The 18,893-nt window shown below is 48.0% G+C and carries 15 protein-coding genes; 6 read left to right on the forward strand and 9 right to left on the reverse strand.

The window, feature by feature from the left end; translation table 11 throughout:
- Positions 1-20 precede the first annotated feature (20 nt).
- The 3 genes from AC0KUT_RS19715 to AC0KUT_RS19725 form a co-directional block, all read right to left on the reverse strand.
- Positions 21-2,888, reverse strand: coding sequence for a class I adenylate cyclase domain-containing protein (locus tag AC0KUT_RS19715; protein WP_488832235.1), 2,868 nt, complete (start codon positions 2,886-2,888; stop codon positions 21-23).
- A gap of 104 nt (positions 2,889-2,992) precedes the next feature.
- A complete protein-coding gene (locus tag AC0KUT_RS19720) occupies positions 2,993-5,734 on the reverse strand; it encodes a PAS domain-containing hybrid sensor histidine kinase/response regulator (RefSeq protein WP_488832236.1) in 2,742 nt (913 codons plus the stop codon).
- 248 nt (positions 5,735-5,982) lie between these two features.
- Positions 5,983-6,192 carry a cold-shock protein gene (locus AC0KUT_RS19725; protein ID WP_488832237.1) on the reverse strand — a complete coding sequence of 70 codons (210 nt, stop codon included), beginning with the start codon at positions 6,190-6,192 and terminating at the stop codon, positions 5,983-5,985.
- A 312-nt stretch (positions 6,193-6,504) separates the two neighbouring features.
- Between AC0KUT_RS19725 and AC0KUT_RS19730 the strand changes: the two genes are divergently transcribed.
- The 6 genes from AC0KUT_RS19730 to AC0KUT_RS19755 all read left to right on the forward strand — a co-directional run bounded on the left by AC0KUT_RS19730 (position 6,505) and on the right by AC0KUT_RS19755 (position 11,930).
- Positions 6,505-6,942, forward strand: coding sequence for a hypothetical protein (locus AC0KUT_RS19730; RefSeq protein ID WP_488832238.1), 438 nt, complete (start codon positions 6,505-6,507; stop codon positions 6,940-6,942).
- Positions 6,939-8,150 carry a Bcr/CflA family efflux MFS transporter gene (locus AC0KUT_RS19735; RefSeq protein WP_488832239.1) on the forward strand — a complete coding sequence of 404 codons (1,212 nt, stop codon included), beginning with the start codon at positions 6,939-6,941 and terminating at the stop codon, positions 8,148-8,150. The genes AC0KUT_RS19730 and AC0KUT_RS19735 overlap by 4 nt, the downstream gene beginning before the upstream one ends.
- Positions 8,151-8,222: 72 nt before the next feature.
- Positions 8,223-8,444 (forward strand): VF530 family protein, encoded by a 222-nt coding sequence (locus AC0KUT_RS19740; protein WP_488832240.1) that lies wholly within the window; start codon positions 8,223-8,225, stop codon positions 8,442-8,444.
- A gap of 104 nt (positions 8,445-8,548) precedes the next feature.
- Entirely contained in the window at positions 8,549-9,166 is a 618-nt protein-coding gene (locus AC0KUT_RS19745) for an FMN-binding negative transcriptional regulator (protein WP_488832241.1), read from the forward strand.
- 198 nt (positions 9,167-9,364) lie between these two features.
- Positions 9,365-10,597 carry an amidase gene (locus AC0KUT_RS19750; protein WP_488832242.1) on the forward strand — a complete coding sequence of 411 codons (1,233 nt, stop codon included), beginning with the start codon at positions 9,365-9,367 and terminating at the stop codon, positions 10,595-10,597.
- A gap of 244 nt (positions 10,598-10,841) precedes the next feature.
- Complete coding sequence (locus tag AC0KUT_RS19755; protein WP_488832244.1) at positions 10,842-11,930, forward strand: adenosine deaminase; 1,089 nt, start codon at positions 10,842-10,844, stop codon at positions 11,928-11,930.
- Between the two features lie 27 nt (positions 11,931-11,957).
- On the opposite strand, the gene AC0KUT_RS19760 is transcribed toward AC0KUT_RS19755, so the two are convergent.
- From AC0KUT_RS19760 to AC0KUT_RS19785, 6 genes are all read right to left on the reverse strand, one after another.
- On the reverse strand, positions 11,958-12,386 hold the full coding sequence (locus AC0KUT_RS19760) for an FKBP-type peptidyl-prolyl cis-trans isomerase (RefSeq protein WP_488832245.1): 429 nt from the start codon (positions 12,384-12,386) through the stop codon (positions 11,958-11,960).
- Positions 12,387-12,400: 14 nt separating this feature from the next.
- Positions 12,401-12,787 carry a hypothetical protein gene (locus tag AC0KUT_RS19765; protein ID WP_488832246.1) on the reverse strand — a complete coding sequence of 129 codons (387 nt, stop codon included), beginning with the start codon at positions 12,785-12,787 and terminating at the stop codon, positions 12,401-12,403.
- Positions 12,788-12,902: 115 nt separating this feature from the next.
- Positions 12,903-15,128, reverse strand: a complete 2,226-nt coding sequence (uvrD, locus tag AC0KUT_RS19770) for a DNA helicase II (protein ID WP_488832248.1) — start codon at positions 15,126-15,128, stop codon at positions 12,903-12,905.
- 274 nt (positions 15,129-15,402) lie between these two features.
- On the reverse strand, positions 15,403-15,828 hold the full coding sequence (locus AC0KUT_RS19775) for a hypothetical protein (protein WP_488832249.1): 426 nt from the start codon (positions 15,826-15,828) through the stop codon (positions 15,403-15,405).
- 375 nt (positions 15,829-16,203) lie between these two features.
- Positions 16,204-17,061, reverse strand: a complete 858-nt coding sequence (locus AC0KUT_RS19780) for a CPBP family intramembrane glutamic endopeptidase (RefSeq protein ID WP_488832250.1) — start codon at positions 17,059-17,061, stop codon at positions 16,204-16,206.
- 91 nt (positions 17,062-17,152) lie between these two features.
- The gene (locus tag AC0KUT_RS19785) at positions 17,153-18,733 is read right to left on the reverse strand and encodes a serine hydrolase domain-containing protein (protein ID WP_488832251.1); all 1,581 of its coding nucleotides are present in this window, start codon (positions 18,731-18,733) and stop codon (positions 17,153-17,155) included.
- Positions 18,734-18,893 lie beyond the last annotated feature (160 nt).

An 18,893-nucleotide genomic window follows, 5' to 3' on the forward strand; every position in this document is an offset into this window, starting at 1 on the left:
AATTAAGAATCGGCCGAGCCTCAACAAGCAGCGAGTGCCTGATTAAGCTTTTGCTCCAACTCTCGTTTAATTTGCAAATAGTGTCCCAACTGTAAACCTGTCTGCTGACCGATTGCATCTCCACACTGCGAGAGATCTAAGTCAGTAATGTAACAGGGATAGCGCTCGCCATGCTTGCGCCGCTGATAAATATACTGTGCAACTGCAGGGAAAATATCAATACCATAGCTTAACGCTGAGAACTCCTGCTCCTCACAAAAAATACTAAAGTGAATACTTTCATCTGCGGCCCACTCCGCAACTGCTTTGATCGCAATAAATTGATGCTGAATCAACTCAGCGCCTATAGGGCGCTCCACACACGTACCCTGCTGCAAGGCAAAGTTACCGCACAACTCAAAAATTTTAATATCTGCTACCGGTTGACTCGCGCCATCAAATTGCTGACGCTGTAATACTGCACGCACGAAACCGATAAAAGGACGCAGAAGCGCTTGCTGATTATAGAATTCTTGCTGTGTATGGTAAAAAGAGCCTTTTTCATCTACCAGATTCACATGTGCACTTGCGCCCTCCAATTGATAAAAAATAGTGATGAAATTCTTTTTTATCACCTCATTCATCACCCTCAATGGCTTATCACATAGTGCGTAGCGATCTATAACCAAGGGACTAAATTCATGTTGGGCCATACTCAGTTTATGCAGCATTTTTTCATAACTATTAAAGCGCCCAATTTGCGGCTGCTGATGCAGGAGCTGCACCACTAGATATTCGCTACCCATTTCGAAAATATAGCGGCTATTAGGTTGCGCCCGCGCACTGTAAAAACAGCTGATAAGATCGCGCCAGAGTTCGCTCAAGCGCTGGACTATATTGTGCCCTTGGCCACTGCTAAAACACTGCAAACTCAGCTCAGGTATTTTTTTTAATTGCTGCGCAGGCAGCAGGCGAAAATAATGCAGCAGCGCACTCACTAGCGCATCACCAGGGTAATGACGACAAATTAATTCACCCCAACTATTGATATGCACAACATCAACATTAATCACCAAATTTTCTTTAAAACCGCTAAAGCCCAAAGCATCGCTCTGTGCACTGAGCATTTGCAGACCCTTCTTGTGCAAATTTGCCTGCGGCTCAACACCTGTATTAAAGATCATCATGACCCGCTCTACTCGCGCAGGCCGCGTAAAAGCCTCATGGTCAACACCATGCGCTACTGTCGCCAGCCAATATTCAATCGTTTGCAACAGCTGTTGCTTTTGAGCACCGCTCAGTAAAAACTTTTCACCCAAAATATCTACATGAGTACCACTCACTAAAATGCCATTCACCTGACACCACAACAACAGCTCAATTAAGCTGCGCGCGCGCTTAATTGGCGCCACATTATGGCTGCGCAGGTTCACATCAGCATAGCGACCGCGCAACACTTGCCAACTGAGCACACCCTCTTCGTAGTCACACACAAAGCACAATGAGTGCTCACTCAGATCGCGCGATATACTCGGATTTATCCATTCAATTTTTCCCGCCTTGCGCTCGAAGGCCGCGTGCAACTTACGCCCAAGTACCAATAATTCTTCGCTACTAATAGCCGCATCTTCCTGTAGATGTTTACTCAGCTCATTCAATAAGCGATAACTATGCGTCAGCTCATTAACCAACAGGTTACGCTCCACCTGCACGTGGGGTGACTTCCAATAGCTGCGATTATCCAGCATGTGTAATTGATGCTTATCCCACTGCCACTCCGCTACCAAGCCTTCCAGCAATATTCGCTGCCAAGGTTTATTAACACTGCGACTACTGCGCGAGAGGTGTTGATTGACCTTAATATAAAAACAGCGCCGCACCAACGCCAAACGCTGCGGTTGATTCTGCGCTTCAAGATAAGCCTCAATGCAGCGGTACACCATGACATAGGGGTCTAACAAATTAGCATTGGGAATGTCTGCATAGATCGCCGCTTTAAAGCGCAAAGCCAGAGGCTGGGTCAGCTGGGCATCACCTTGCAGCTTATGGGCATAGACTTCTAGCAATAATAATTTGAGTATGGATTTATACGGCGACTCAATGGCTTTATACAGCTGCCATATTCCTGCTCCGATAAATTCATTGGGGGGAATTTCCGGTAACCCGCCAAAATCGATTACATCAAGAGCATTAATAAAACGTTTTCTTAATAGCTCGGTAGTAAACGCTTCATAGTTATGCTCTTGGCTTACGGGTACAAACCACCAGAGCGGCAACTTGCCGCCGAGCCAGAGTGCAGTTCTATAGAATTCGTCCAAGAGTAAATAATGTTGCGCACTGCCGCTACCTTCACTCGTCAGCTGTTGTTTTTGATGGCTATTAAATTCTTGAGCTTGCATCACAAAAAAATGTGCATCAAGGTGTATCTGCTGCTTCGCCCAGAGGGAAATTGCCTCGCATTTTTTTTGTAATTCCGCCACCGCTGCAACACTCAGGTCTAGCGCGCGACACACCCAAACATCTAAATCACTGCGCTCCGTTTGTGCAATCGTGCCTATGCTACCCATAATATAGAGTGCATCTATATGCTCTGCCTGCAGCTTTAAATCCGTGCGATATTGAAAACTGCGCGCAAATGCTTTTACACAGCGCAACACATCCTTGTCAGGTTTATAGCCTGCCAAACCTGCGGGGGTACTGTGAGAAATATAGCCGGGCAACATGGGGTGATTCACATGAAATAGCAGAGGCAAGATCATCAGAAATTGCTGCTGTCGATCGGAGAGGGCATTATAGGTGCGCGTAAAACGCTGTTGATTAAGTGTGAGAAAACGCTCTTTTAATGAGCTGAGTTGTTTGCGGTCTACACCGTCTTGAATATTATCTATATCAATAGGCTTGGACAACATCAGAACCTTAAAGACCTCTATGTTACAGAATGATACGTCAACCTAACGGGGGAATACGGCAGGGCTACCACCACAACAGATAGCAGCAATATGAGTGTAGCCGATTAATGAGAGTTGCCACTGGTGACTTTTTTGAGACGCAGTATATCGGCCAAGGTGGTATAGAGCAGTTCAGGATTAACGGGTTTAGATAAATAGGCATTCATACCCGCCGCCAAACAGCGTTCGCGATCACCACGCATAGCTTGCGCCGTAACCGCAATTATAGGTACATCCTGCTGCTGGCTGTGCAAGCGAATGTGCGAGGTAGCCTCCAGACCATCCATTTCTGGCATTTCCAAATCCATTAGTATGGCATCAAAGGGCTCGCTGGCCGCTTCTATGCAATGCACCGCTTCGGCACCATTGCAGGCAATTACAGTAATAATGTTTTTACGCTTTAGGATACCGCAAATAACTTGTTGATTAACTACATTATCTTCCGCAACCAAAACCCGAGCCTGAGCAAGCAGCGCCTCTTGATCAGTACGAGTATTCATAGCAGGGCTTAGCTCCTGTAAAAAGGGCTCACGCCCTATAGCTTGACTTATTGCATCAAATAACCGCGACTCACTCACAGGTTTACTCAAAAATTCATCTACTAGAATAGAATTCGGCTCGGCACTGGATATTTCATCGCGATGATACGCCGATATCAAAAATACTTGCGGCTTCGTTTTTAAATTACGATCTGATTTAATTAAACCCGTGAGCTGCAAACCATTTATTTTTGGCATGCGATAATCAAGCAACAGAAAATGATAGGGTTCACCAATATAGTCTGCCTGCCGAATTTTTTCTAGGGCTTCTAGTGGGCTATCCGCCTCATCAACCTGAAGGTGAATACTGCGGGCCGTACTCGCAATAATAGTACGCGCTATAGTATTATCATCGACGATTAACACTCGGATATTGTTAAGCTCGCGCGACTGAGTTCGCAATGTTTTCTCACCTAATTGACTGCGCTCAAAACAAGCACTAAAACTTACCTTACAACCTCTATTTAATTCAGATTCTAAGTTAAGTTCGCCACCCATAAGATGAATTAAATGATTACAAATTCCCAGACCGTAAATATTTTTACCTGTGTCTGTGCAGAGCTTATCATCAAGTAACTGCGATTTTATTTTCTCTAGCTTCGCATGCGACATCCCTAAACCATAATCTGTAACACTAAACTCTAAAGTTACTTTTTTATTATTTTGGTTTAATTTTCGAACACCAATTAACACCTCACGAGTATTGGAATACTGCAGTGCATTGGTAATCAAATGACCGATAATCTGACTGAGGCGCGATGCATCTCCTCGCAGAAATTTCGGTACATCGGCTCTTAAGTCATAGGCGATATTAACGGATTTATGCAGTGCGGTAATTTCAAAAAGACGCGATATCTTTTCAAACTGTTGTTCAAGGTCAAAATGCGCATGCTCTAAAATAATACGCCCTGATTCAATTTTAGAAAAATCTAACAGCTGATTAATAATCTGCAGAAGCGAATCCGCAGCAGAACTAATACTACTCAGGTAGCTTTGCTGCTGCTCATCCAGCAACGTATCATGCATTAAATAACCAATGCCGATAATCGCATTCATAGGCGTGCGAATTTCATGGCTGACGCGTGCCAAAAATTCACTTTTCGTTTTACTCGCCATATCAGCCTGAGCCTTTGCATTCAGAAGTTCTGCGCGCGACTGAATGTATTCAGTGATATCGGTATTTATCCCGACACAACGTCCCGCTATACCGTTTTCATCTAACTCAAAAAACTTTGCCTTAGATGACACCCAGAGCATCCGTCCATCGCGGTGCAGCATACGAAATTGTAAATGCAACGACTCCTGATGATTCTCCTGTGCAATTTGATATTCCAGTAAAACATTAACGGCATCATCAGGGTGTAGAAAATAATCCGTAAGAGTTGCTAGATTACCGGGTAAGCCCTCATAGTCATAACCCAACATGCGCAAATAACTGCGATTGAAGTAAATTTTATTAGTGCGTAAATTCCAATCCCAAAGGCCATCATTCGTGGCCTCCATCGCATATTGAAAGCGTACATCGCGATCGGCAAGCTGCCGCAACTGCTGCTGTTGTTGCATAAACAATAACAGCCAATTCAAGAATAGATTCAATAGGTTAATATCTTGCTGATGCCAGCCACAGGTGCTTTTGCGCTGTAAGCTCATAAGTCCACGCAAGGAGCCACCCTCGCAGAAGGGAACAATCAGGGTGTTAGGGCAGATATCTGATGCAGGTACGGACGTAACACCTGTCAATGCAGAATCATTTGCGATAAATACTAACGGCTGAGCTTGGGACAATAGCCTATCCCCTAAAGCATCGCCCCTAACCACCTCTGCGAGCCATTGATTGTGCTGCAACCCTAGGTGCTGCGCCTCTGTTAAGTCTGCGGCATACCACTGCTCTAGCAGCTGCGCCCCTTCAGTTCGCGGGTCCCACTGCCATACACCTAGTGCGCTCAAGCTTAGGGCATCGCCCACAGACCCTAGCAGCTCACTAACAGCGCCGGGCTGGGTCTGTTTTATTAAAAACTGCACAGCTGAGCTCAGCCATTGCTCGTCAAGAACGACTTGATCTGAGTTATTTTTAAATGGAGAAGGAGTAGGCAGTGCTGCAGTGCTGAGTGATTTAGCGACGCTATTATCTGCACAGCTACCTGCACACGGAAGATCGTGCTTTTCACGAAGCTGCTGTTTTAAAGAGGCAAGCTCCGCCTCCAGCCGCTGAATTTTGGCCCTAATTGCGTTTCTCGAGCCGTCCGATACCTCTCGCTCGCTCGCCATGATCCCTACCTGATTGCGTCTAAATCTACATTTGTTGAAAAAACACGCTAAGAGCCTTCAGACTAGCCCAAACTGGTGCAAATACCAGCAACAGGAGTGTAAAGAGCGGTACAGGTCACAGAGGAAGTAAATGAAATATCCATCAAAAAGGGAATTTTTAGACAATAAAAAAGGCGAAATCCTAAGATTTCACCTTTTTTAGGCTGCTGTTACAGCAGCTGGGATCAAGTCCCAGTAGTTATCTGCAATTAGATAGCTACGATGTTCTCGGCTTGCGGGCCTTTTTGACCTTGAGTCACGGTAAAACGTACTTTTTGGCCTTCAGCTAAGGTTTTGAAACCTGAGCTTGAAATTGCACTGAAGTGAGCAAAAACGTCTGGACCTGATTCTTGTTGAATGAAGCCGAAACCTTTAGCTTCGTTAAACCATTTTACGGTGCCAGTAGTAGTAGTTGACATAGTCATATTCCTGTTAATACATAGTAATAAAGCCAATTAAGGCGGTTGTGCTGAAATGTGGGAATTACTTATGAAGAACAGGACGAGGTACTATGGTTGGAACTTCGAAATGCGGTGCATAAATATTAGACGTACTTTCAAGCTGTGTTCATTGTACACGCCAACTTTTGAGAGTCAACTTATAAATCCCGTTTGCTGCCCATAGGCCCTATAATAACGGCGAGTTAAACCCCCAGTTACAGCTCAGAACCCACAGATTTAGCGTACTGATGCCAAAACGACAATTCTTTTATTCTTCGCGGAAATACTACAGTGCCCTTACAGACCATCAGCCGATTTGGCGCCTCATTAATTATTTCATTGCTCTTCTCGCTACCCACTTTCGCCCAAGGAAGCTTTACCCTCGCCCAGTGGTCCGACACAGCGCCAGAGCTTAAACCCCTTTTTGTAAAAGCGATTATGGAACAAGCGGGCGTCAATCAGGTTGAACTCAAACAGTCTGCCGCCTTCTACCAAGCTGAGCTAGATAAGTTTGCCGATTGGAGCCGTCGCGAACATTACGATAAATACCTTAAGGCCTCAGTTGCACAGAATGTGGCGACCCTCGCCGTTATTCATTGTGATTGGCACAATGGTGTTGCGCCTTTTGAATTTGCACAAAAATATTTAGGCAGTGCGCAATTAACACAGCTTGAAATGCAATACCCAGAGCCTATCGCCCGACTAAAAACAAGTTGCACGACGCCATGAGTGATCGAGGCAACTCCACTTATTCGAAATGGTTTATTTTTTTACTCGCCAGTGTCATTGCCATAACACCGCTCTCTATCGATATGTATTTACCGGCTATGCCGCAAATTGCACAGAGCCTTAACAGCCATATAGGAAGCCTACAGCAATCACTCAGTATTTTCTTGGGAGCCTATGGTGCGGGCATGCTGCTCTTCGGCCCACTCGCTGATGGCATTGGGCGCAGGCCGCTTGCATTGTTTGGTCTCAGCGGTTTCACTCTCGCCAGCATTGCTCTGGTTTTTAGCCAAACAATTGAAAGCTTTTTAATAATGCGCGCGATGCAAGCATTTAGTGGTGCGGCAGCCACTGTGGTTATTCCCGGCATGGTGCGCCATATTTATCAAGAACACACCGCAAAAGGGATGTCTTATTTATCCATGATCATGATGCTGGCGCCGTTGCTTGCACCGGGAATAGGCAGCTTTATTTTATGGCTAAGTGACTGGCGCAGTATTTTTATTGTTTTAGCTACTTATGGCGGTTTGATTCTCTTTGCAGTCTGGAAATTTTTCCCCGCAACAGAAACACAACAGAACAAAACACGCTTCAAAGCAGCCGAATTTTTTGGCGGCTATAAAATAGTTTTTGCTCACAGCAGGGCACGCCCTTTTATTATCAGCATGATTTGCGGCTCGTTTGCTTTCTTCTGCTATATCACCGCTATTCCTTTTGTATACATGAATTTTTTTGGTGTTAACGAACAGGTCTTCAGCTTGCTCTTTGGGCTGAATGTCAGCTTGCTTATTTTAGCGAGCTTCATTAATAGTCGGCTCGTAAGCCACCTTGGCGCTATGTTCATGCTTCGCACAGGTCTGTTGATGGCTTTAGTAAGCGCATTAGCGCTGTTTATAGTCACAGTATTTCATATGCCTATTATTTTTACGGTGGTAACAATAACCCCCTTAATGGCAGGCCTTAGCCTTATAGGTATTAATAGCGACGCGCTGGTTATTATGAAATTTCCGCATAATTCCGGCACAGCCACAGCAGTTACTGGCACACTGCGGTTTGGCAGCGGCGCCTTGGCTGGGCCGCTACTCGTGTATTTTTACGATGGCAGCCCATTGCCCTTTGCTTGCTTAATGGCGGCGGGGGTAATAGGCGTACTGATCTGTCAGCTGTGGATTTGGTTGACGCAAACTAGACACCATAGCGAATACGCCTAATCTATATTTACTGATGCATTTCTTTAACGGGATAATACGTTAAAGAAAGCGACCCTAAAAATGAGCAGCACTATGAACGAACAAAAAAACAATCCACTTCACGGGCTAACACTGGAAGCCATAGTCACTCAATTGGTTGAACACTATGGATGGAAAGTACTTGGGGAAAAAATTAGTATTCGCTGTTTCCAAGCAGACCCCAGCGTCAAATCCAGCTTAAAATTTTTACGTAAAACCCCTTGGGCACGTGAAAAAGTAGAAGAGCTATACCTTGAAACTTGTAGTAAAAACTAGTTTCTCTCTTAATTTCCATGCTAATAATTAATTTTAACTAGCCACGCTTTTACATTGGGCCTATTTCATCTAAGTAACACCTTTTTTATTGGAAGGAAACCACCATGTATTTACCAAAGCATTTTGAAAAAGCGGATGAAAATGTTTTGATTAATTTTATGCGAGAATTCCCCTTTGCATTAATCATTACTAACAAAAACTTAGAATTGAATGCGGAGCATATTCCCCTTTGGGTTAACCAGCATTCAGATAATAGTTTTGTGCTGCAAGGTCATGTTGCGAAATCGAACCCTCTTTGGATTAATGGCCCGGATAATGAATCTGCGTTAATTGTTTTCCAGGGGGAGGATGCTTACATCTCACCCAATTGGCTTCCCTCGAAAAAAGAAAATGGCCAGGTAGTGCCTACGTGGAATTATAGAAGCGTACATGTATACGGCGTTATTTCTTACATTCATGATGCCGAATGGAAGCTAGCACTCTTGCAAAATCTAACCCACGCACATGAAAAAGATCAACCGACGCCCTGGACAATTGAAGATGCTCCACGCGAATTCATCGATAAATTACTCCCTGCCATTGTAGGCATAGAAATTTCAGTGACCCGCATTCAAGGTAAATTTAAAATGAGCCAAAATCAGCCCAGCGAAAACAGGCGCGGCATAGCTAAAGCACTTAAAGATACTAACGCTACTATGAGCAACTTAATGGATATACGTTAGTCACTCCACTTATCCATGCGATTGAAGAAGGAAGCTTACGCCGTCAATTTTTCAATCTGCGTCGACCTAGTGACTCAGTTTTTTGTCTGCGTTCGTCGACTGGTATTAGACTTGCAAGCTAATCCAACGAAGCTGATGCGCAAATTAGAATGCCTCAGCCGATTTATCCCAAGTGATAATGACTGCGGAGTTAAGCTCATGCCTCTTGATAGACGCATTTACAGTTGGCGCGGCACCTATTTACCCGCCAATGCCATGCCCAGCTCAAGCGCACTTGCGCGCTTACGTTTAGGTGTGAAAGACATCTTCGATGTGGCCGAACTGCCCACCGGAGCAGGCAACCCTGATTGGCTTGCCAGCCACACCATTCCCACCGAAACTGCCCCCGCCGTGCTGCAACTTATGGCCGCTGGCGCTGAGTTAGTAGCAAAAACCCAAACAGACGAGCTAACCTACAGTCTTAATGGGCTCAATATCCACTATGGCGCGCCGCTCAATCCGCGCAGCCCCACGCGCTTACCTGGCGGCTCTAGCAGCGGCTCAGCGGTTGCTGTTGCTCTGGGCGAAATTGACATAGGACTCGGCAGCGATACCGGCGGCTCGGTGCGCGTACCCGCCAGTTACAACGGCTTATTTGGTATTCGTACCAGCCATGGATTAATAAGCCGCACCCAGATGGTGCCCCTCGCGCCCAGTTTCGATACGGTCGGCTGGTTGACCCGCGATGCAGCTTTGCTGCTGCGTGTAGGCGAAGTACTACTGCCTAATTCCACCTTCATTCACAACCGAGAAAACACACCTAGCCCGCTCAAAATTGCTTTGCTTGAACCAACCCTTGAGCAGGAGAGCGCTCAGCCAATCTGGTCACCTGCCCATGAACACTGGCTCTTGCAGCAGTCGCGAATAGCCATCACCAAGCGCATCCACATCAGCTCTGAGTGGTTTACCCGCGCGAGTGACTGCTTTCGTACACTGCAAGGGCGCGAACTCTGGCGCAGCCACGGTGTATGGATCAACCAACGCAAACCCCATTTTGCACAGGATATTGCCGCGCGCTTTGAATGGGCCAGCCAGCTCAGTGCCGAACAGCAACGCAGTGCCCAAGCTGAGCGACTCAAACTCACCCGCGATATCGCCCAATGGTTTGAAGGAGTGGATCTTGTGGTCATGCCCACAACCCCCGGCGCTGCACCACTGCTCAGTGCCAGCGATGAAACCCTTGATCACTACCGCAGTTTGCTACTGGGTCTCACAGCACCAGCGGGCTTAGCGGGTTTACCGCAAGTGCATCTCCCCGTTTTATTGCTCGATCAAGCGCCCGCGGGCATATCGCTACTCGGGCCCAAATGGATGGACTTGGCCCTGTTGCAACTTGCAGCACAATTAAACTATGCGACCATCCCGTTTGGTGCGGAGCCTTCATCGCTGTAAGCATTTACCTTGCAATAGGGACTGCACTATTTTTACACTGAATACGGCAAGCCCTATTGCTAAGCGGAACGATTTAATCAAAATAATAATAGCCATTTGTATCAACAAACTGTTCAACGATATTTACTCACTCCACCTAGCAATAACGTCGCAAGAAAAATAATCTATGCTGAAGCCATGTCAGCACACCTATGTACGACGTTAATATGATGGGAATAATAAACACGACCAAAGGAGCCAGCTTGTGAACGACGCCAATATACCCTCCGTCATAAAAGCCGATTTTTCGGCGGTGCCTCAGGCGCACCTAGCGGCCAGTCGCGCTTTTTTGGCTTCCATGCCTAAAGCCGAACTACATTTGCATTTGGATGGTGCGCTCTCGCCGCAGCTAATGTTGAGCTTGGCGCAGCGCAACAAGATTCAACTGCCCTACAAAGACCTCGCCGAAATTGAAGCGGCCTATAAGTTCACCAGCTTGCAATCTTTTCTCGATGTGTATTATCAAGGTGCTGCTGTGCTCAACCACGAGCAAGATTTTTACGATCTTGCCTGGGATTATTTTGGCAAGTGCAAGGCAGACAACATCCGCCACACAGAACTGTCGTTCGACCCGCAAACGCACACTGAGCGCGGCGTCGCTTTTGCCACTGTCATCAGCGGCATACTGCGCGCTATGGCCGACGCCAAACAACAGTGGAATATCAGCTCTGCACTCACGATGGATTTTTTACGTCACCTCAGCGTCGCCAGCGCCATGAAAACACTCGAAGAATCACTGCCCTGGAAGGAACACATAACTGCCGTGGGTTTAGACAGCTCGGAAGTGGGCAACCCACCGAGTAAATTTAGCGAGGTGTTCGAACGTGCGCGCGCAAAAGGTTTTCGCATTGTTGCCCACGCAGGCGAAGAAGGACCACCCGCTTACATTTGGGAAGCCATAGAATTGTTAAAGGTTGAACGTATAGATCACGGCGTGCGCGCCGAAGAAGACATGATTCTTATGGAATATTTGTGCTCAACACAAATCCCTTTAACGGTTTGCCCGCTGTCCAATGTGCGCCTCTGCGTTTATGAAAATATGCAGCAGCACAATATTTTACGATTAATGCGCGCTGGCCTGCGCGTCACCGTCAATTCTGATGACCCCACCTATTTTGGCGGTTACCTCAACGACAACTATTTCGCGCTGGCGGACGCCTTTCACATCACCCGCGAGCAAGCCTTGCAGCTCGCCCACAATAGTTTTACCGCCAGCTTTATTAGCGATCAAGCTAAACAGGGGTTTATTGCCGAACTGGAATGCTACGCAGAAAACTTTAGGGAAATTAATTAATGCGGGTGGCCACTTAAAGTAACGAGCTTAAGAAAACTTCACCGCCAATAAACGCAGATCAAAAATCAACACCGCATTGGGGCCGATTTTATCGCCCACACCGCGCTTACCCCAGGCAAGCTCGGGCGGCACGACAAATTCATAGCGCGCACCTTCGGTCATTAATTGCAGACCTTCGCGAATGCCGGGAATGGCTTCTTTCATACTGAAGGTATCGGTTTCACCGGATTTGTAAGTGTCGGCAATGACTTTGCCATTCACAAATAAAATGCGTTGATTCACTTCAACCCAATCACTAAGTCTGGGCGCTGAGCCTGTGCCCGCCTCTAGCTCGCGGTATAAAAGCCCGGAAGCCGTAGTGACCACACCGTCTTTTTGACTGTAGCGCGCCATATAGTCTTCACTGGCTTTGCGATTTTGGCCCGAGGAGCCCTTGTTTAGTTTTTTGTTAGCCATAGCAGGTAATAAATTTAAGAAGTAGATTTACAGGAAGTTTTAATACTAGAGAGAGCATCACCGGGCAATACTGAACCCGGTTTTGCATCGGGAAGATAGAACGTCGCGTAGTCACCCGCCGCTGCCGTGCCGTTAAAGGCTTCTGGATTTGGAAGATCCGCCACATTAAGTATGCGCGCCAGCTCTTCAAATACGACCTTATCGCCGCGCGTGATAATCAGCTTATCGTCATTGGCGATGCAGCCCTGCTCAATCCTACCCGAAACCGACAAGCCTTTGAGGACGAAGCCGTGCAGCTCATCAACTTTTTCAATGCTCATCGCAAAGTCTTTGGGGGCGGGTGTACAGCTTAGCAGTGCACATAAAAGCAATAACGTACTTAGGGTTTTTATCAGTCTCACTTAGTACCTCAGTTATTTAATCATCGAATTGCGCATAACAAAAAGGCAACCCTCTGGGTTGCCCTTTAGTTGTAACGAAACAATTATCGTAACAAAACAATATGCTGTTAAAAACCTAGATAGCTTCCAACTTCGCGTATTGCATTACCAAGCGCTTGCTGCCGACATCGGCAAAGTTCACTTGGATCACGGCAGTGGGGCCTGAACCTTCAAATTGCAAAATCACGCCCTCGCCAAACATGCTGTGTTTGACGCGTTGGCCTAAACGCAAGCCGGTTCCTTCACCTGTGTCATACATGGGTTGACGGGTGGAGGGTTGAGTCATGGCCGGACGCTTTTGGCTTACCGGGCGGGTCACTGCTGCTTTCAATCGAACTTCCTCAATACAGGTTTCCGGAATTTCCCGGACGAAACGCGATACGGCATTGAATGTCTCAGTGCCATACAAGCGACGGGTTTCAGCGTAGCTGATGAATAGTTTTTCCATGGCGCGGGTAATACCCACGTAACAAAGGCGGCGCTCTTCTTCCAAACGGTCTGGATCGTCGGCCGACATTTTATGGGGGAATAAACCTTCCTCGACACCCGCCATAAATACCAATGGGAATTCTAGCCCCTTGGCGGAGTGTAAGGTCATCAATTGTACAGCATCTTCAAACTCGTCTGCTTGGGTTTCTCCAGCATCCAGCGCAGCTGTGTCCAAAAACTGCTGCAAAGGCGATAATTCTTCGTCTGCTTCGTCCACATCAAAGGCACGGCAGGCGGTTATCAGCTCTTGCAAGTTCTCCCCGCGCGCCTGGCCTTTTTCGCCTTTTTCGTTTTGATGGAACTCCAACAAGCCACTTTCATCGAGCACCAGCTTGGCAATGTCGTCCAGCCCAATGGTGTTCCCTTCTATATCAATATCGCTGCTGGCGACTTTGAGCTTGTTAATCAAGTTGATAAATGACTGCACCGCATTGCCCGCACGTGGGCTAAACACCCGATTGGCGAGCATCTGCTCGGCGGCGATCCACAGCGAACAGCCCTGATCGCGCGCGAACAGGCGCAGCTCTTCAATGGTTTTGCCGCCAATACCGCGCGTGGGCGTATTGATTACCCGCTCAAAACCGGCGTCATCGTGGCAATTGCTAATAAGACGCATGTAAGCCAAGGCATTTTTAATTTCAAGACGATCATAAAAGCGCTGGCCGCCATAAATGCGATAGGGCACGGCCTCGCGCAGCAACGCCTCTTCCAATACCCGCGATTGGGCATTGGAGCGATAGAGAATAGCGACCGATTGCTTGGGGTTGCCCTTGCGTGCCCAATCGCCAATACGCTCGACGATAAAGCGCGCCTCGTCCTGTTCGTTATAGGCGGCGTAGAGCGCAATCTTGTCGCCCTTGCTGCCTTCGGTCCACAGCTCTTTGCCGAGGCGACCAAAGTTGTTTTTGATCACCGCATTGGCGGCGTCCAGAATATTGCCAGTGGAGCGGTAGTTCTGCTCTAGGCGAATCGTTTGGGCATTGGGGAAGTCTTCGGTGAAGCGCTGAATATTTTCGATTTTGGCGCCGCGCCAACCGTAAATGGACTGATCGTCGTCGCCCACCGCCGTCACGCAACTCTCTTTACCCGCCAGCACCCGCAGCCACGCGTATTGCACACTATTGGTATCTTGAAATTCATCCACCAAAATAAACGGAAAACGCTCGCGGTAGTGCAGCAGAATATGCGGTTTGTTAAGCCAGAGCTCGTGGGCGCGCAGCAGCAGCTCGGCAAAATCCACCATGCCGCCGCGTTGGCAATCCTCTTCATAAACACGGTAGATCTGCAACATCACCCGCACAAAGGGATCGCCCGTTTCTTCTATGTGCTGGGGGCGCAGGCCTTCGTCTTTTTGGCCGTTGATGTACCACTGGGCCTGCTTGTGCGGCCACTTTTCCGAGTCGATATTAAGGTTTTGATAGACGCGTTTAATCAGTCGCAGCTGATCGTCACTGTCGAGAATCTGGAAGTTTTGCGGCAAGTTGGCATCTTGCCAGTGCGCCTTAAGTAGGCGATGAGCCAAGCCGTGGAAGGTGCCCACCCACATGGCCCGGCTGTTGATGTTATGGCCTGTTTGGCTGAATAGCTCATCCAAGCGTCCACGCATTTCGCGCGCCGCCTTATTGGTAAAGGTCACCGCCATTATGGAGTAGGGGGAAACTCGCTCTACTTGAATCAGCCAGGCGATGCGATGCACCAGCACCCGCGTTTTACCGCTGCCCGCCCCCGCCAGAATCAATTGATTCGTCGCAGGCGCGGATACCGCCTCGCGCTGGGCATCATTAAGTGAATCTAACAGCAGGGAAACATCCATAAGAGCGGGCCATGAGCTAAAGAGTGATGGGGGATTTTACTGTTTACATATACAGATGACCACCCTTGATTTTAAGAGGCAGCGCTAAAGCCAGCGATTTGCTCACGGCGTCATGGGTTGCCTAAACAGAACCAGCTCGAAGCGGGGGAGGGGAACCTTCGCAAAATGAATACGCCAAAAAAACAAAATCGCCAGAATCCAAGGATGCTGACGATTAGATATTTTTATCACAGGGTGCTGTAATGCGTAGTTGCAGCGCGTTCTGGGTGTAAATTTATTTAGTATTCAAGCACTTAGCTCTAGCCAAAAACCACACCACAAAACCCAACAGCACCAATATAAAGGCGCCAGAAATGGGCGCAGTGCTCTGTTCCCGCACGGCATAACCATGATGACCATCACTGGTATCACGGTGCTCATCTAGGGGCAAAGTTACGTTCCCTTGTCCCGCAGCAACCGTCAAAGAAGTACCATTGGATACTAATAATGCTGGGCTAATTAAGAAATCAACTAAACTACGTGAATTATTCAATGACACACTATTATCACCCGTTAGCGGCTGATGGGCGAAGTTTGGAGCAAATATCCCCTGTTCACCTAGAGCGTCATAGTGCACAACACTCGCTTGACTACCTAGGCTCACCAAAAGCCCTAGGCCTATTATTGCCAACCTAAGCAAGGCTAAACATTGCTTCTGCATATCGTTTCCCTCCCCATTACGGGACTTGAGCAGTTCATCCATTTTCAAAGTGTGACGCGAGTCACATTGTAGCTCGCACCTACCTACCCAGTGCAAGAACCTAAAAGCTCTTATCGAGACTTTTTTGATTGTTCACGAAAACTGATTAGAACCATTAGAAATTTGACGTGTAAAATAACATCAACGGTACTTTTGTATAGATTACCGACAGTATTTTTGCCACTCAGGTCTCAAGAGCACCGCAAAGCCCGTCATTAAAATGAATAATGTTCTAAGCAAAAAGAAACAGAGTAAGGTCGCAGGGCCAAAAAATAGGAGGAAGTTAAGTACAACAAGCTAAGGCACAGGGTTCCAAATACGCCATGAGCGCGCGCGTTAAAAAGGCCAAAACTGCTCCGGCAAACCCTGTTTACGCATGAGTGCGGCTATATCCATACTCAAGGCCACACCCGCATGCACCAAGACACCGCCCCAAATTGAGCGCGATTGCAGAGCGAGAATACCTAGAAATAAGCCAAATAAAATCGCCCCCGTCGCTTCCAACCAAAGCTTAGGCAGATGAATCATCATATAGGGCACACACATCACCCAAATAGCGTTGGCACCTAGTGCAGGGCGCAGCGCATTGAGCATAAAGCCGCGAAAGAAGAACTCTAAAAACACAAATTGGCAGAGATAGAGGCATTCCCAGCTGAGCAAATCAAACCAACTGCGCCCCGCCTGACGATAAAAGGGGTAATGATTAACGAAGTCTTCGCCGAAGCTCACCAAGACCACAAATACCAAAATAGGACTGAGCAACAACAGATAGCCGCGCCAGTGCGCACTCACATCGCCCCAGCGCCAGCCAAAATCGGCAATGGCAGGGCGTTTGCCGGTTTCGGTGCGCATGAAAAGTTTGATAACAGCAAAGGGCAGCAGAATAAAGGCCAGCAGGTGACAGGAGGTCCACCATACATAGTCAACCAACTCCAACCAGCCAGAAGTAGCGAGGGCAGCGAGATAGTAATCGGAGGCGCGCCCTTGCTGGTGTGCGACAAAGCCTAAAAAATCATGCAGATTATTCGCGTATTTGGCGTAGTGCAGCAACAGCAAGCACACCGACACACAGGCCAGCACCACCAATACGCGCCGCAGGGCTTGTGGGCGCGTCATGCTGTAGGAAGGCGCCGTTTGATCCAGTTGATCAAGCGCTTGCAGTATGCGGCGCGGGTGCAGAAAAAAACCTGACATGGAAATATCCTTTTGCGGCTGAAGCTATTAAGGCAGCACTAAACCCCTTGCTTAAGCAGTAGGTGCCAATCGAAAAACCTTGATCAAAAAACTAACGGGCTTTGCGCGCCGCATCGGCCGCGCGTTCGTGCATATCCATAAATTTAAAAATCACATCGCGCGCGCGGCGAGTTTCAGAGTTGGTGAGTAGCACCATACCAATTTGCAGCTCGCGATTAAAAACCATCTCAGAGCGAAAGCCCTTTACCCAGCCGCCATGATGGTTAAAGTTTTTAAAGCGCCCGTAATCAAATACGCGCCAACCCAAGCCATAGGCGGTATTGCCTACACCTTTGCGGGTGCCATAGTGATTTTGCGCCGGGGTATTTTGGGTGACACGCGTTTGAATTTGGTTGAGTAGCGCCGAGCTTAGAACATCTGGCTTACGGCCCAATTGCCCCAACATAAATTGCGCCATATCCGCGATGCTGGCATTGGCCCCTGCCGCAGGCGGCACATGATACCAATTGCCCGTAACCGACGTAGGCACCCAGCGTTTGCCACTGGCCACATGGGGTACGGCGCGATCGCGCGAGGCCATAAAGCTGTCGTAGCCGAATGAGGCCGAGGTCATGCCGAGCGGATCAAACAATTTCTTTTCGACATAGTTTTCGTAGCTGCCGCCGGTTTTCTTTTTAATCAGTTCACCCGCAAGGCTGTAGGTGACATTTTGATAGGCGTAGCACTTGCCCGGTGGGCATACAAAATTCACGTAGCGCAGGCGGCGTACGGTTTCGGCATAGGCCATATTGGCATCAATAAAGTGACTGTAGGTGTGCGTTGGTAAACCTGTCGATTGCGACATCAAGTGACGTAGGGTGATTTGATTGCCATATTTAGGCGTTTTGAATTGCACCTCTTTTAGTTCATCGACGATCTTCATATCCCAGCTCAACTTGCCTTCGGCGACCGCAAGGGCGGTAGTCGTCGAGGCAATGGTCTTGGAGACAGAAGCTAAACGGAACAGCGTATCGGGCGTAATTTTGTCGCGCGTACCTGCGGTTTTTACCCCAAAAGCCTGCAGAGATTTAATTTTGCCCTCGGAGATGATCGCTACGGCTACACCCGGCACGTAGGGTGCTATCTGCTGCGCCACATAGTTTTCAAATTCACGTACAAAGGCTTCGCGATTACCCTCAGGATAAGCGGCCGCTTTTATAGCGAGGGTTGGTGCCGCAGGCCTGCGCAATTTAACCGGGGCTGCGGGTACCGCTTTGGGCTGAGCCGCCAGTACCGGTTTTTCTGCTGCGGGTTTTGCCGGCGCAGGTTTACTCGCGGCCTTAACGGGTGCGGCTACTACGTTTGCGGCGGCGCTAGCGGCTTGAATACTGGCCTGCACTGCAGGTGCACTGCTAGGTGCAGTCACTGGCGGCGCGGCCGGAATAGGTACCGATTGTGTGAAAGTAGTAGATTTAATGGCATAGGCTGCGGTGCTGGAAGCACTTTCGCCTGAACTATGCGCCGCTTGTTGAAACGGCAGCGCCAAGGGCACGGTCACACGTCGCTCTTGGGCGTGCACAAAACTACTTATGGCGAGCAATAAAACACAAGACAATAACCGAGCGCCCAGACAAGACTTAGCGCGTAAAACAGAAAAGGGGACCGGGCTGGTTTGACAACTGGTTTCACGCATGATGATGCAAAGGTTCTCGCTTTTAACGGGTGTGGTTGCCTTTAGTGAAAAACAACAACGCCACTGAATTGATTGAGCCTCGAACAACCTATAGCTCGATGCTTTCATCAACTCAGTGGCGCTCTCTTTCCTTTGATGCCGTCGCTTTAGATTAAAGCTG

It is taken from the genome of Cellvibrio sp. 25HG11W-0, from assembly GCF_057815475.1.

What these genes read in the sequence shown, in the direction of transcription:
- uvrD (WP_488832248.1), bottom strand. Translation starts at nt 15,128, where the DNA reads ATGGATGTTTCCCTGCTGTTAGATTCACTTAATGATGCCCAGCGCGAG.
- AC0KUT_RS19725 (WP_488832237.1), bottom strand. Translation starts at nt 6,192, where the DNA reads ATGTCAACTACTACTACTGGCACCGTAAAATGGTTTAACGAAGCTAAA.
- AC0KUT_RS19715 (WP_488832235.1), bottom strand. Translation starts at nt 2,888, where the DNA reads ATGTTGTCCAAGCCTATTGATATAGATAATATTCAAGACGGTGTAGAC.
- AC0KUT_RS19750 (WP_488832242.1), top strand. Translation starts at nt 9,365, where the DNA reads ATGCCTCTTGATAGACGCATTTACAGTTGGCGCGGCACCTATTTACCC.
- AC0KUT_RS19775 (WP_488832249.1), bottom strand. Translation starts at nt 15,828, where the DNA reads ATGCAGAAGCAATGTTTAGCCTTGCTTAGGTTGGCAATAATAGGCCTA.
- AC0KUT_RS19740 (WP_488832240.1), top strand. Translation starts at nt 8,223, where the DNA reads ATGAACGAACAAAAAAACAATCCACTTCACGGGCTAACACTGGAAGCC.
- AC0KUT_RS19720 (WP_488832236.1), bottom strand. Translation starts at nt 5,734, where the DNA reads ATGGCGAGCGAGCGAGAGGTATCGGACGGCTCGAGAAACGCAATTAGG.
- AC0KUT_RS19735 (WP_488832239.1), top strand. Translation starts at nt 6,939, where the DNA reads ATGAGTGATCGAGGCAACTCCACTTATTCGAAATGGTTTATTTTTTTA.
- AC0KUT_RS19760 (WP_488832245.1), bottom strand. Translation starts at nt 12,386, where the DNA reads ATGGCTAACAAAAAACTAAACAAGGGCTCCTCGGGCCAAAATCGCAAA.
- AC0KUT_RS19780 (WP_488832250.1), bottom strand. Translation starts at nt 17,061, where the DNA reads ATGTCAGGTTTTTTTCTGCACCCGCGCCGCATACTGCAAGCGCTTGAT.
- AC0KUT_RS19785 (WP_488832251.1), bottom strand. Translation starts at nt 18,733, where the DNA reads ATGCGTGAAACCAGTTGTCAAACCAGCCCGGTCCCCTTTTCTGTTTTA.
- AC0KUT_RS19745 (WP_488832241.1), top strand. Translation starts at nt 8,549, where the DNA reads ATGTATTTACCAAAGCATTTTGAAAAAGCGGATGAAAATGTTTTGATT.